This is a genomic window from Methylobacterium sp. CM6247 (genome assembly GCF_054817925.1).
Genome location: NZ_JBTXKX010000003.1, coordinates 77,637 through 91,695, shown reverse-complemented (window position 1 = coordinate 91,695; position 14,059 = coordinate 77,637). Strand labels below are relative to the sequence as shown.

The following is a 14,059-nucleotide window of genomic DNA, read 5'->3' as shown; positions in this document are numbered from 1 at the left end:
AATCCAGAACCGCCGACGCTGCCATGTTGAGCACGTGTAGCGGCTCTGGATTCCGGGCTCCGCTGCGCGGCCCCGGAATGACGGAGGTGTGTTCATGAATGTCATAGCCTACTGCGCTGGCCTGCGTTCGGACCCCCAGCGGCATCACTCCGATTCAGCGGCCCGGTTCGCCGCCCGAGCGACGAATCTCGGCCGAAGCTTTATTCTCTCGGCAAGGCCTCGGTGACCTGCATCCGCCCGGTCGGGGCCGAAACGCGCAGGCTCGCATCGAGGAGGGCCGAGGCCTGGCTCGGATCGCTGTTCGTCTCCGGGGTGACGTCCTGGGTGCCGACCAGGGCGGTGACGCCTTCATACTGGTCGAGCCGTCGGTCGATCATGTCGCCGAGACGCTCGCGGACTTCAGCGACGGTGAGGCTGCGGCGGTGCTTGCCGGCCTTCGCGGTGAAGAGGCTGCGGTTGGCGCGGGCTGCGGCGCGGAAAGCCTGCTTGGCCACGAGGTCCGGGTTGTCGTCGCTCAGCGTCAGGAACTTGCCGGCGCTCGACGTCCCGAGGAAATGGGCGAGATAGAGTTCGGAGGTCTTCAGTTCGCGGCCGATGCGCTGCTCGATACGGGCACGGTCGCGCTTGATCAGCTCGCCGGCCATCAGGGCCGCCACATAGGGGTCCTGCCGAAGGCGCAGCACGCGGGTGCGGGTGGCCTCGTCCTGGATCGTGATCGCGCTGCCGCGGCCGGTGATGGCGTTGGCCTCGGTCTCATAGCCGTAACGGGCGCCATAGGTCCGCACCAGTTCGAGCCAGGTGGCGGAGAGGAACTGGAACAGGCCCTCGGCCGAAGAGGTCGAGGCCTTCACAGTGGTCGAGAAGCTCGATTCCTTGTCGGCCAGCGCCATCATGTAGACCGGATCGACCCCGGTCTCGGACGACGCCTTCAGGATTGTCTCGACGATGTCGCGCGGCACATTCATGTCGCCGAACCGAAGCACGTCCCGGCCGTCGCTCTCGCGGCTCTGGGGAAGCGAGGCGAGGTCGTTCTCGATCAGGCTGGCCGTCGCAGGTTCCTGGTCGAGGAGGGGAACCCCATCCCAATCCGTGGGTTTGTCGATTGTGGCCGCCGCGAAATCGTTGGCGACGTAGGCGCGGATGTCGATGCGGTCATGGGCGGTCGCTGCCGGCGCCAGTGCGCTCTGCGGCAAACCTGAGCCGAGCAGCAGGCCGATCGCGATCTTCGCGATGGTGATTTTTGCCGATACCGTGGCGCTTGCCTTCTTCCTGCCGCGAAGGGAGCCGGGCTTCAGCCAAGCCACCGTCTCGTCACGATCCAGGGTCTCGTTAGGCACGAGACGGCACGCGTCGTCGGCGCGATGCGCCGGCTCCGGGAAAAGCCCCATCATTGTTCCTTGTTCGTGCCGCGGCGTTCTAGGACGCGGCTTCGATCAGTTCAGCGAGCGGACATCTCGCTGGGAGCTGTGACCAAAATGGGACAGCTCCGTGATTCAAGCGTGGCACGCTTAAGGAACGGTTAAGGCTATGATTTAACGATATTTTAAGTAATCGTTCGGGCGCGGTTCAGCGTGGCCGCGTCAAAAAGGCATTCTGGCCGGGGTTGGAACGAAGGCTCCGTAGCCCAGTTACGATGGTCCCAGAGGGCGATCTCGAAATATCGACGAGACACGCCCCGATGGACCCATTGAAGGAAGCCTTTTTCCAATGAGCATGCAGACCGGTCGCCGCGTCGGCGTTGCCTTCGTCGGTATGGGTGGCGCCGTCGCCACCACCGCCATCGCCGGCATCGAGATGATCAAATCTGGCTCGAACCGCCTCGACGGATTGCCCCTCGCGGGTCTCTCGGTCGCGGGATTGGCCGATTACAAGGATCTCGTCTTCGGCGGCTGGGATCTCAACGACGACGATCTCGCCTCCGCCGCCACCGGCCACGGTGTGCTCACCAAGCAGGATATCGAGAACGGCGCCCAGGTGCTGAAGGGCATCAAGCCCTGGCCGGCTGTCGGCAGCGCCAAGTTCTGCAAGAACATCGAGGGTGCCAACCGCATCGTCGCCGCCGATCACCGCGAGGCGGTCTCCGTCATCGCGAACGACCTTCGTCGTTTTCGGCTGGAGAGCAATCTCGACGAAGTCGTCGTGATCAACCTCGCCTCCACGGAACGCTGGCCCAACCTGGATGCGCCCGCACTGAACTCCCGCGAAGCTTTCGAGAAGGGTCTCGATACCAGCGACGAGGCGATCAGCCCGGCGATGCTCTACGCCTATGCGGCGATCCAGAGCGGCGTGCCCTACGCCAACTTCACCCCGAGCGTGGCCGCAGACATCCCGGCCCTGCTCGAACTCGCCCGCGAGAACGGCGTGCCGCTGGCGGGCAAGGACGGTAAGACCGGCCAGACCATGATGAAGACCGTCCTGGCGCCGGCCCTCAAGGCTCGCGCCCTCCACGTGGATGGTTGGTTCTCCACCAACATCCTCGGCAACCGCGACGGTCTCGCCCTGAACGACAAGGATTCGCTCCAGTCGAAGCTCAACACCAAGGGTACGGTGCTGGATTCGATCCTCGGCTATCCGGTCGAGGACCATCTGGTCCACATCCACTATTACCGTCCGCGCGGTGACGACAAGGAAGCCTGGGACAATATCGACGTCACCGGCTTCCTCGGTCAGCGGATGCAGATCAAGGTCAACTTCCTCTGCAAGGATTCCATCCTGGCAGCCCCCCTGGTGATCGAGATCGCTCGCGTGCTCGACCTCGCCAAGAAGCGCGGCGAGAGCGGCCCGCAGGAGCAACTCTCCTCGTTCTTCAAGGCGCCCATGGTCGCCAACGGCCACGGACCCGAGCACGATTTCGGCAAGCAGCAGCACATGCTGCTCGAGTGGCTCGGCGGCCAGCAATGATCACGTCCGATACGGGGGGCGGCATGGCCGCCCCCTTCGCGCTGCGCGAGTTGTTCGTCGAACTCAACGACCTCAAGCGCGTGCATTCCGCCGGCCGTATCGGCTCCATTGCCGAGCGGCTGTTCGCCCAAGGGTGGTCGGCGCTGACGGGCGGCGCCGATCCTGAGACGGTTACCATCGACATCACCGCCAAGGCGCTCGCGGCCTCCCGGCTCTGCGACCTCGACGCCGCTTTTCTCGCCTCCGCCGGTCTCGACGAGGCGGAAATCGGCGACGTTCTGACGTCCGGACTCGACGCCGTCACCGCAACGGTCGACCCCGAACTGAAGCGGCGTCTGGCCGTCGCGTTGCGCTCGAACGAGGGGTTGCATGGCGGTCCTTTGCCCGCCTTCGTGGCGGCACTGAGCCACCAGCCGCGCGCCGGCGTGACCTGTCCGGGCAAGCCTCGCATCCTGCTCGAGCCGCCCGAGAACCATGCCGAACATTGCCTGATGGTGGCGGTCTACGGCGTCGTCCTCAGCCCCTTTTACCGGGCTGATCCCACACTGGTTTTCCTGGCGGCCATGAGCCACCACTTCCACAACGCGGCAATGCCCGACGCCGGCTTCACCGGCGAAATGCTGCTCGGCGACCACCTCGCTCCGATCATGGCGCGGACCACCCAATGGGCACTCGACGAGTTGGACGCCCCCTTGCGCGAGACGGTGGAGCGTGCGCGCGCCATCCTGCCCGACGATGCGACGGCGGAGGGTCGCGCCTTCCACGCCGCCGATTGCATCGACCGGGTTCTGCAGATTTCACAGCACCTTAGGGCCGCATCGCTGACCATGGACACCGTGCTGGTGGAGATGGAACTGGTCCATGCCGGTCCGGTGAAGGGCTTCCACGACCGGGTCCTCAGGGACATGCGGATCCCGTGATGGTTCGTCGCCGCATGACGGGACATCACAGATGATCCCGTTCGACCTCCTTTCCCCGGAGACGGGGAACGCGCTCAAAGCCGATACGCCGCATTCCCTCCGCGACGTCGTCACCGGTGAGCGCTGGCCGGTCATCGACGGGATTCCCTATCTGCGAATTGGCCGCTTGGAGCTTCTGGGCGCAACGCTGGACCTGCTCGATCGGGATAAACACGAGCTGGCACTGGAGGGTCTGCTCGCCGATCAGGACGATTGGTGGACCGGCCCGCCAGCAGATCCCCTCGATCTTCATGCTCTTGTGCGAGATCGCGACAGGGCGAGCCTGCGGGACGCAGTGCGGTTGCTCGGCTGGGGCAGAGTCGGCGACTATTTCCTGCATCGCTGGACCGATCCGACCTTTCTCGCTGGCTTGACGTTACTCGAAGCGCATTGGAACGACCCCGTCTGCGCGTTCGAATTTGCCTGCGGCATCGGCCATTACCTGCGCGAGATGCAGATGCGCGGCGTCAAGGTGGCCGGGGCCGATGTCGTTTTCGCCAAGCTCTGGGTCGCCCGGCACTGGGTCGTCGGCGAGAGGGCGCAGCTCGTCTGTTTCGATGCTGCGTCACCGCACTGGCCGATCCCCGGCGCACCCGTCGATCTCGTCGTGTGCAACGACGCTTTCTACTTCCTCGATGACAAGCCCGGCATTCTCGAATGCCTTCGCCACAATGCTGGCGACGATGGTTGGCTCGTTCTCAGCCACATTCACAATGCCGAGCGGCCCGGCTTCTCGGCCGGTCGCGCGGTCTCGGCCGAGGAGATCGAGGACCTGTTTCCCGATGCCCTCGTCTATGATGACGACGAACTCACCCGTGCCCTCGTGGAGAAGCGCGCGCCCTCGCCACAGCGGCCGTCCGACCTTCGCCACGTGGAAGCGTTCTCGGTGGTCGCCGGTGCGGGGATGCGGCCTGCACCCCGCGCCATCCTCGACGGACTGACATGGCCCCATGAAGGGACGTCGCTCCGGTTGAACCCCCTCTATGAGCCCGATCCTTCCGGCGGCTACGTGGTCGCATGGCCCTCGGATCGCTACGAGGCCGAATATGCCCCCAGGGTCACCTATCCGCTTCGCTCGGAAGGCCCGGAGACCCTCGACTGGGTCGGGGGCGAGCAATCGCCGCACGAGGATCGTGTCCGCCGCCGTGAATTCGTCGACCTGCCGGAGCGCTGGTGATGGGTGATTCCATCGGATGGGGCATCGTCGGCTACGGCTGGGTGGCACGGGATTACATGGCTCCGGGCATCCGCGCTGCGGGTCATCGGCTCGTGGCCGTGTCCGATCCCGGAGAAGCTTCGCGCGCCGCTGCCGAGCGAGAAGGCGCGCGTGCTCATCCTGACCTGGCCGGATTGCTGGCCGAGCCGGAGGTCGAGGCCGTCTATGTGGCGACCCCCAATCACCTCCACCGTGAGGCGGTCGAGGCCTTGGCGGCATCGGGCAAGGCCGTGCTGTGCGAGAAACCGATGGCGGCCTCGCTCTCCGATGCCGAGGCCATGGTCGCGGCTGTGCGAAATGGTGGCATCTTCTACGGCACGGCCTTCGACCAGCGCCATCATCCGGCCCACCGGGCCATGCGCACCGCGATCCGCGACGGGCGCGTCGGCGCCGTGACCACCATGCGCATCGTCTATGCCTGCTGGCTCGATCGGGCTTGGACCTCGTTCGCCGGCCAGGACAATTGGCGTATCGACCCGCTCAAAGCGGGCGGCGGCGCGCTCATGGATCTGGCTCCTCACGGCATCGATCTCGTCGATTTTCTTCTCGATGAGTCGATCGAGGATATCGCCGCTCTGACGCAGGCAAGGGCACAGGACTACGCTGTCGACGACGGCGCGCTCCTCATCGGCCGCACCGGCTCCGGCATCCTCGCCAACCTGCACGTCGCCTATAATTGCCCGGATGCCCTGCCGCGTCGCCGTCTCGAAGTCATTGGCACCGGTGGCGCGCTCACGGCTGTCGATACGATGGGACAGGTGGCCGGGGGCACACTTTTCATCACCGATGGTGCGAGTGGGCAGACCGAGCGGGTCGCCTTCGATGCCGAGGCCTCGCCCTTTCTCGAACAGGTCCGTGCCTTCGGCTCTGCCCTGCGCCGACCCGCCGAGCGCGACGCATACAGCGCTGAGCGCGACCTCCACACGATGCGGCTGCTGACGCGGGCTTATGCCGGCTGTCGGAGTGCCCGGGTCAACGAGGACTAGATCGGGACGCAACCCTTCTTCCTAACGTGGTCTCATCCTGAAGGTGCTGCCAAGCTGCTTCGAAGGACTTTTCCCAGGATCACCCTCGGCTCTGGGAGCCCTTTCGAAATCGCAGCTTAGCTGGGGCACTGCGGGGTGAGGTCGGCGGTTGGAATTACCTGAACCTGAGGGACGATCGACGTGAGCGAACACGACCAGGACGCCAGGGCGCGTGATCCGCGCATCAAGGCCCCCCGTCCCTACACCTACGGCGGGCCACGCATCATCGAGGGTCTGCCAGCGTCTTTGCCCGAGCCGGTGCGTGCCTATCTCGACATTCTTCCGAAGGGGCGCATCGTCGGCTTCCCTCTGGCCCCTCTCGACCGCACGGGTATTCCGGTCTGGTTCGTCTCGCTGTTCCTCGACGATCCGTTCTTTATCGGCGCCATGCCGAGCGGCATCGGCTACGGCGCCACCGATGACGAGGCGCTCATCGGCGCGGTCGCGGAGATCGCCGAGAATCTGATGCCGTCGCTCGCGGTGATGCCGCGTAAGAAGGAACGGGGCTCCTACAACGACCTCGCCAAGGTGTTTGGCGCCGCGGCGGTGGCGGACCCGCTCACCCTGTGCCTGCCAGCCGGTTCCCCGGTCAGCCGGGACACGGTTCTGGAATGGACGCCGAGCGTCCGGCCGCGCACCGGCGAAACCGTGCTGATGCCCCTCGACATCGCGGCCACCGATTATTTCGAGCTGTCGGAAGGCTACAAGCCTTTCACCAACCTGATCACGAACGGCCTCGGCGCCGGGCCGGACGTCGATTTCGCCCTGGGCCACGGCCTGCTCGAACTACTTCAGCGTGACGGCAACGGATTGCTGTTCCGCGCCCTCGACCAGGGCGTCATGCTCGATCTCGACGGGATCGGTCCCGAGAACAGGGCGATGCTCGACCGTCTCGACGATCTCGGTATCCGCGCGCTGCCGAAATTCGCCACCGACCAGTTCGGTCTCACGAACATCTATGTCGTCGGCTACGACAGGAATCCCGCCGATGCGCCGGTCCCCGTCGCCCTCTCTGCCTGTGGCGAAGCCTGCGACCCGGACCGCGAGCGGGCCCTCCGCAAGGCACTCCTTGAATTCCAGGCGGCCCGCGTTCGTAAGGCCTTCGGGCATGGTCCACTGAGCTTCGCCGAGCGGGTGACGCCGCCGGGCTACGTCCAGGCTTTCATCCAGAAGGCACTGCCGAGCCTCGATCTGGAAGAGAGCCGTGCCCTGAGGGCAATGCTGGAATGGATCGTCCTGCCGCCTGAGGGCCTGCGCGACGTCCTGAAGGACAGTGTCTATTCCGAGCGAAGCACGAAGGCCTTCACCGATCTGCCGACCGCCCCGGCACCGGATGGCCATGCTCGCGGCCGCATCGCCCGCGAACGTCTCGAAGCGTCGGGTTTCGACGTTCTCTATGTCGATTGCTCGCCGCCGGGCGGCGGCGTCGGCGTGGTCAAGGCGATCGTGCCAGGGCTGGAGGTCGAGACGATGAGCTATCACCGCATCGGCGAGCGCAACACCGCCAAGCTCATCGAGCGGGATCATCCGCTGATTTCATTCGGCGAGCCCAGCGAAACGAGGCTGCCCGTGCGGCTTACGCCCGAAGCGATTGAGCGTCTCGGCGGCCAGCCGCTCTTCAACGTCGCGTTGGCAGACGAAATCGTCGGGCGCCATTACCCGCTCTATCGCGAGCCGGAATCGCACCACGCGCCGTTCCGTCTCGAGCAGCAGGGACGCGCCGCATGAGCCTGCGCTTCGCCTACAATACCAACGGTACGGCCAACCATCGCCTGGACGACGCCATCGATCTCATCGCCGATGCCGGCTATCAGGGCGTGGCGCTCACCCTCGACATCCATCATCTCGATCCGTTCTCGGAGAATTGGATCCAGGAGGCCCAGCGCCTGTCGAGCCGCCTTCAAAGGCTCGGCCTCGGGAGCGTCATCGAGACGGGTGCCCGCTTCCTCCTCGACCCCAAGGCCAAGCACGAGCCGACCTTGGTAAGCGGCGACGCTTCCGGCCGCGCGAGGCGCATCGGTTTCCTGAAGCGCGCGGTGGACATCGCCGTCATCCTGCATTCCGAAGCGGTTTCGTTCTGGGCCGGCGTGCCCAAACCCGGCATCGATCGTGATGAGGCCCGGCTCTGGCTCGGCGAGGGCATCGCCGAGATCGTCGCCTATGCAGCAGAGCAGGGTATCGTCGCCTGCCTGGAGCCCGAGCCGGGCATGCTGATCGAGACCCTCGACGATTTTGCCGACCTGAAAATCGAAGGCCTCAGGCTTGCTCTCGATACCGGTCATTGCCTCGTCACGGGCGAGCGAGACCCGGCCCTGGCCGTAGCGGAATTCGCCGACCGCATCGGCACCGTGGCGATCGAGGACATGGCGCGCGGAGAGCATATCCATCTGCCCTTCGGCGAGGGCGACATGGATGTCCCGAGCGTCCTCGACGCCCTCGACGGCATCGGATTCCAGCGCCTCGTCTGCGTCGAACTCTCCCGCGAGAGCCACCGCGCCGATGTGATGGTGCCGATATCGCTCGATTACCTGCGGACCTGCCGCAACCACAAAGCCGAGGTAAGCGCGTGAGGATCTGCTTCGTCAGCCGCCGTTATTTTCCGGCGATCTCAGGCATGAGCGTCTACGCGCAGAACCTTCTGCGCGAACTCGTGGCCGCCGGCCATGACGTGACGATGGTCAGCCAGTACCGGGGCGACGCGTTCGGCACTCGTGTCTATGGCGGTGGGCCACCGCCATCCGTGCCGGGCGTACGCGTCATCGGCCTCGAACAGGTGGGCGAGCAGACGAACGGCGATTTCGAGCGCGACATCGACACGATGGTCGAGACCATCGTGTCAGAGCACCGCGAACGGCCGTTCGACGTGCTCCATGCGCAATACGGCTATCCGACCGGCTGGGCGACGCTACTCGCTTCGAAGCGGATCGGAATTCCCAACGTGGTCTCGATCCAGGGGGGCGATGGCCACTGGGTCGGCTCCTGTTGCGAGACCCATCGTATCGCCATGTGCGAGGTGCTGGCCCATGCCAACGCCCTCCTCATCGGTGGGCGCTCCTTCGTCGAGGAGGTCTGTGATCGACTGGGTTCCGACCCGGACCGTTTCACGATCGTGCCGGGCGCCGTGGACACTGCGCGCTTCACACCCGGTGCCGCCGGACATGCGGGCCCGGTTCGACTGTTCTATCATGGTCGTGTTGATCGCCGGAAAGGCGTGCTCGACTTCATCGACGCCCTGGGTCTGTTGCGCGCGCGCGGAGTCCCGCTCGAGACGACGATCTCCGGCATCGGGCCGGACGTGGATTCCTCGAAGGCACGCGCCGCTGAATTGAACTTTTCCGAGGCCGAAATCCGCTTCACCGGCTACGCCGATTACGACACCGTACCCGACCTCTACCGCCAGGCGGATGTTTTCATCTCGCCGACCTATGCGGAGGGTTTCTCCAACACGATCCTCGAGGCCATGGCGGCGGGGCTCGCCGTGGTCTCCACCCATGCGGTGGGCGTGTCCGACTGCCTGCGCGACGGCGAAAACGGCCTCCTGGTACAGCCGGGCGACGTGGCTTCTCTGGCGGATGCGCTTCAGCGCGTCATCGAGGACAAGAGCTTGCGCCAGCGGCTTGCAGCGGACGGGCTCGATGAATGCCGCCGCGTCTATTCCTGGACCGCCGTCGGTCGCCAGATCATGGACATCTATGCCGAAGTGGTCGGCCAGCGGCCGCATACGACGTTCGATGAGGTTCTGCCACACGATCCGAACTGCCGCTTCCGCGCAGAACCGCATCTGCTCTGACCATGCCCGTCGCCCTCGCACTCTCGCCTCATCTTGATGACGCCGCCTTCTCCTGTGGCGGCACTCTGGCAACGCTGGCCGATGCCGGCTGGGCGATCCTAATGGCGACGATCTTCACCGCCTCCGTCCCCGATCCCAAAGGCTTCGCGCTCGCTTGCCAGACCGACAAGGGTCTAGGTCCGGAGGTCGACTACATGTCGCTTCGGCGGGCCGAGGATCGACGAGCAGCAGAGGCGCTCGGCATCGCTCCTCCTTTGCATCTCCCGTTCCGCGAGGCCCCCCATCGCGGTTACGGCGCGCCCGCTGACCTTTTTGCCGCTCCAAGGGATGACGATGACATCGTCGGTGCGCTCGCCGATGCGGTCTCCGCACTTATCAAAGACGTGTCGCCCGATCTCATATTCGCCCCTCAATCCGTGGGCGGCCATGTCGATCACGTCCAGCTAGTCCGGGCCATTGGTCACGTGGCGGGGGATGCGCCCATCCTGTGGTGGCGGGATTTCCCCTACACGGTGCGTCATACGCAGCCGCAGGAGCCGTTTGGGGCCCGCTTCGCCAAATTGCCCGAGCACGCGGTTCACTATTGTGCGAGCGCGGAAGAGAAGAAGGCGCTCGCCTGCGCTGCCTACGCCACCCAACTCGGATACCAGTTCGGCGGCGTCGAGGGTCTGCTGCGCCGGCTCGCAGACGAGGCACGGTCAGAGCGGTTCCGACTCGCGGGCGTGCTCCCCCAGCAAGTCGCCGTGTTGTTCGAGGATCATGCTACCGTTTCCTGAACCGACCCGGCCCAAGAGCTTGGCCGATCCGGAGCAGGTCGCTATCCGCCGCTCACTCCTGGAGGCTGATCGCTTCATTCCCCTGCGCCGCCTGGCGCACTCGATCGCCATCGAACGATCGGCGGAGGTGCCGGATCCCGATCCACTCGATGGCGGTACGGAAGCGCGGCTCCTCCTTCTCCTCGAAACACCGGGCCCCGGCATCGGCCGTACCGGCTTCGTCTCCCGTGACAACCCCACCGGGACCGCCGCCAACCTGTTCCGCTTCATGGCGGAGGCTGGCATCGCTCGGCGCGAGAGCCTCATCTGGAACGCAGTACCCTGGGTCATCCACGCGCCGGGAGCCGTCAACCGTGCTCCACGGAAAGCCGAGATTGCGACGGCCACCACCTATCTCGCTTCCCTCATCGAGATGCTTCCGGCACTCGAGGTCGTTGTCCTCGCCGGCCGTGTTGCTGGTCTGTCGCGTGAAACGCTCCGGCGCCTGCGGCCGGTGATACCGCTCATCGCCGTCCCGCATCCGAGCCCAACCTACGTTTGCACGTCGCCAGAGGTCGCCCAACGGATCGCTATCGGGCTTAGCGAGGCAGCTGCGATCCTGCGGGGGATCTCTTCGTCACCAACTCAAGAGGGCAGATGACTGGCCTTCCGGACACAAAGACCCTAAATGCCGGGTCACGGGCCGCGGTCCGGCAAAAGCTCGGTCCCGTTCCACGCCGCCGTCGAGGTTGGTCGGGAAGGCCGGCGGAGGCGGACGCCGACGACATGAATTTTGCGGGAGAGCATCAGCGGCGCGCCGAGTCCGAGGCGGCCAGCGCCTTGGCGACGTCCGAGGCCGAAGATTGCGCGCCGCCCGTGCCCAAGCGCTCCTACAAGAACCGATACGCTTGGCTGGGCACCGCTGCCAGCATCGTCATCTTCGCCGTGTCGCTCGGCGTGCTGTGGAAGCTCTCTCAGCAGGTCACCTGGGCCGAATTGCACGCGGCTTTGACGGCGGCGACCGGTGAACAGCTCGGCCTGGCCTTCCTGTTCGTCGGGGTGAGCTATCTCTTCCTCACCTGCTACGACGCTCTCGCACTCCGCCAACTCAAGATCAAAGTCCCCTACAGGACGACCGCGCTCGCCTCGTTTACCAGCTACGCCGTGAGCTTCACCCTGGGGTTCCCCCTCCTGACAGCGGGGACGATCCGCTATTGGATCTACTCGAAGAAGGGGTTGAGTGCGTCGAAGATCGCGGCGCTCACCGTTATCGCCGGCTTCACCTTCTGGCTTGGCATGGGCGTTGTCCTCGGGCTCAGCCTCGTCGCCGAGGCCGGACAGTTGGCGGCGCTGACCTTTACCAGCATACGCCTCAACCAGGGTGTTGGCTTTGCGGCCCTGCTCATGGTGTTCGGCTATCTCGGCTGGGTCTCGCTCAAGCGCCGCCACGTGAGGGTGAAAGGCTGGTCCCTGGAACTGCCCGGCGCCACAGTGTCCATGAGCCAGATGGTGGTGGGCATTGGCGATGTCTGCGCGGCAGCGGCCACGCTCTACGTCCTGCTTCCGGCGGGTTCGACCATCGGTTTCACGACTTTCGTCGGCGTCTACGTGCTAGCGGCCATGTTGGGTATCGCCTCGAACGCGCCGGGCGGGCTCGGCGTGTTCGAGGCCACGATCCTCCTCGCCCTGTCGAGCCTGCCACGAGATCAGGTCCTCGGCTCGCTGCTGCTGTTCCGGGTTTGCTACTACCTCGTTCCCTTCGTCGTCGCCCTGGCGATGCTCGGATTCTACGAGATCGTCCGGCGTATGCGCGAATCGTCTCCTTCCGCGTCTGATGGGTCCTAAGCAATGTCTCCAATCCTGGAACGCTAAGCGATGGCCCGGGGCGCGCGAAGATCGGCCTGGATCGGCGCAGGGATCGCCGTCGCGATTACGACCTCGGCCGCTTCCCTCAAAGGTGATCTCAATGTCATTACTATCGCCTTTGGAGCGGCTGCCATCGCCGCCGGTGGCCTTGCCGGCAGTCTGAGCCGGCCCCGAACAGTCGCTCTCCCGGAGAGAACCGCTCGCCAGCGGCATTCCATCGCCGAAGCCCTGCTGGCGAACATCCCCGATCCGGTGATCCTTGTGGATCGGCGCAGCGTGGTCATCGAAGTCAATCCGGCAGCACGTACGCTTCTGCCGGCATTGAAGGTCAAGCACCCGCTTTCCTTCGCCTTGAGAGCCCCAGACGTACTGGACGGGATCGAAGAGGTGCTCCGCACGGGCGCCCCGCTGAAGACGCTCTACACGACGCGTGTGCCGACGGAACGGGCCTTCGAGGTTCAGATCGGCGCGCTGCCCATGCCGGACGGGCCGGGGGGCGGACAGCCCAACGTGGTCCTGTTCCTTCGCGATCTCACAGCGGCGCGTCGCCTCGAGGCGATGCGGGTCGATTTCGTCGCCAATGCCAGCCACGAGCTTCGCACGCCGCTCGCCTCACTTCTGGGTTTCATCGAGACCCTGCAGGGGCCGGCTAAAGGCGATGCACCCGCAAGGGAGAAATTCCTGGGCATCATGAAGACCCAGGCACAGCGCATGGCGCGCCTCGTCGATGACCTGCTTTCGCTCTCTCGTATCGAGTTGCGCGAGCACGTTCCGCCGACACAGATCGTCGATCTCGGTCAGATCGCGCGGCAGATGGTGGATATGCAGGGGCCGCTAGCGCGCGAGCGCGGCGTGACCATCACCCTCGACGCGCCGGACGCCGCCTATGCGGTTCTAGGAGAACGCGACGAACTCACTCGCGTGGTCGAGAATCTCGTAGAGAATGCGGTCAAGTACGGCGGCGGCAACGTGGTGGTCGGCCTCGAACGGACCTTGCGCTCGGCATTCGGAAAACCACTGATCGCACTGAGCGTGAAAGACGACGGACCCGGCATCGCGCCCGAGCATATTCCCCGCCTGACCGAACGGTTCTACCGGGTCGATGTCGCATCGAGCCGCCAGAAGGGCGGGACAGGCCTCGGCCTCGCCATCGTCAAGCATATCGTCAATCGCCACAGCGGCAGGCTCGTCATCGAGAGCGAACTCGACCGGGGCACGACCGTCCGTGCCCTGCTCCCGGAACAGCCATCGACCGGAGGAGCGTCGACGACCGGATGATCCGGGTCGGTCAGTTCCGGCTGGTGCCGAGGCGCCTATATTGCGCCTCAATGATGGCCTTCAGCACAGGCAGGAAAGGCGAGGGGCTCAAGCGCTGGTCGACGGCACGGTCCAGCATGCTGAGAGCAGCCACCTGCTTCGCCGGGCCGGGAAACGTCGCGAGATAGGTCTCGATACAGGCATTCGCCTCTGCCTCACCCGCCGGGATGTCGGAGGTGATCAGCGCGCTCAGGGTTCGCATGCAGGTGTCGAGAGGCTGTATCATCGCC

General features: G+C 65.3%; 13 protein-coding genes. 11 read left to right on the top strand and 2 right to left on the bottom strand.

Annotation, left to right across the window (positions count from 1 at the left end; genetic code table 11):
• Positions 1-200: 200 nt before the first annotated feature.
• A complete protein-coding gene (locus ACYQOP_RS01285) occupies positions 201-1,391 on the bottom strand; it encodes a transglycosylase SLT domain-containing protein (RefSeq protein ID WP_461220800.1) in 1,191 nt (396 codons plus the stop codon).
• Positions 1,392-1,707: 316 nt separating this feature from the next.
• On the opposite strand from ACYQOP_RS01285, the gene ACYQOP_RS01280 reads away from it, so the two are divergent.
• From ACYQOP_RS01280 to ACYQOP_RS01230, 11 genes are all read left to right on the top strand, one after another.
• Positions 1,708-2,901 (top strand): inositol-3-phosphate synthase, encoded by a 1,194-nt coding sequence (locus ACYQOP_RS01280; protein ID WP_461220798.1) that lies wholly within the window; start codon positions 1,708-1,710, stop codon positions 2,899-2,901.
• A 23-nt stretch (positions 2,902-2,924) separates the two neighbouring features.
• Positions 2,925-3,821, top strand: coding sequence for a hypothetical protein (locus ACYQOP_RS01275; RefSeq protein ID WP_461225145.1), 897 nt, complete (start codon positions 2,925-2,927; stop codon positions 3,819-3,821).
• A gap of 31 nt (positions 3,822-3,852) precedes the next feature.
• On the top strand, positions 3,853-5,037 hold the full coding sequence (locus ACYQOP_RS01270; protein WP_461220796.1) for a class I SAM-dependent methyltransferase: 1,185 nt from the start codon (positions 3,853-3,855) through the stop codon (positions 5,035-5,037).
• Positions 5,037-6,062 (top strand): Gfo/Idh/MocA family protein, encoded by a 1,026-nt coding sequence (locus ACYQOP_RS01265; protein ID WP_461220794.1) that lies wholly within the window; start codon positions 5,037-5,039, stop codon positions 6,060-6,062. The genes ACYQOP_RS01270 and ACYQOP_RS01265 overlap by 1 nt, the downstream gene beginning before the upstream one ends.
• Positions 6,063-6,242: 180 nt before the next feature.
• Positions 6,243-7,829, top strand: a complete 1,587-nt coding sequence (locus ACYQOP_RS01260) for a YcaO-like family protein (protein ID WP_461220792.1) — start codon at positions 6,243-6,245, stop codon at positions 7,827-7,829.
• On the top strand, positions 7,826-8,671 hold the full coding sequence (locus tag ACYQOP_RS01255) for a sugar phosphate isomerase/epimerase family protein (RefSeq protein WP_056431334.1): 846 nt from the start codon (positions 7,826-7,828) through the stop codon (positions 8,669-8,671). The genes ACYQOP_RS01260 and ACYQOP_RS01255 overlap by 4 nt, the downstream gene beginning before the upstream one ends.
• Positions 8,668-9,891: a glycosyltransferase family 4 protein gene (locus ACYQOP_RS01250; protein ID WP_461220791.1), complete on the top strand. Its 1,224-nt coding sequence runs from the start codon at positions 8,668-8,670 to the stop codon at positions 9,889-9,891. The genes ACYQOP_RS01255 and ACYQOP_RS01250 overlap by 4 nt, the downstream gene beginning before the upstream one ends.
• Before the next feature lie 2 nt (positions 9,892-9,893).
• A complete protein-coding gene (locus ACYQOP_RS01245) occupies positions 9,894-10,667 on the top strand; it encodes a PIG-L deacetylase family protein (RefSeq protein ID WP_461220790.1) in 774 nt (257 codons plus the stop codon).
• Entirely contained in the window at positions 10,651-11,307 is a 657-nt protein-coding gene (locus tag ACYQOP_RS01240) for a uracil-DNA glycosylase (RefSeq protein ID WP_461220789.1), read from the top strand. Before ACYQOP_RS01245 ends, ACYQOP_RS01240 begins: the two co-directional genes overlap by 17 nt.
• Positions 11,308-11,432: 125 nt before the next feature.
• Positions 11,433-12,491 carry a lysylphosphatidylglycerol synthase domain-containing protein gene (locus tag ACYQOP_RS01235; protein WP_207411564.1) on the top strand — a complete coding sequence of 353 codons (1,059 nt, stop codon included), beginning with the start codon at positions 11,433-11,435 and terminating at the stop codon, positions 12,489-12,491.
• A 30-nt stretch (positions 12,492-12,521) separates the two neighbouring features.
• The gene (locus tag ACYQOP_RS01230; RefSeq protein WP_461220788.1) at positions 12,522-13,790 is read left to right on the top strand and encodes an ATP-binding protein; all 1,269 of its coding nucleotides are present in this window, start codon (positions 12,522-12,524) and stop codon (positions 13,788-13,790) included.
• Between the two features lie 10 nt (positions 13,791-13,800).
• On the opposite strand, the gene ACYQOP_RS01225 is transcribed toward ACYQOP_RS01230, so the two are convergent.
• The gene (locus ACYQOP_RS01225; protein WP_246747866.1) at positions 13,801-14,031 is read right to left on the bottom strand and encodes a hypothetical protein; all 231 of its coding nucleotides are present in this window, start codon (positions 14,029-14,031) and stop codon (positions 13,801-13,803) included.
• Positions 14,032-14,059 lie beyond the last annotated feature (28 nt).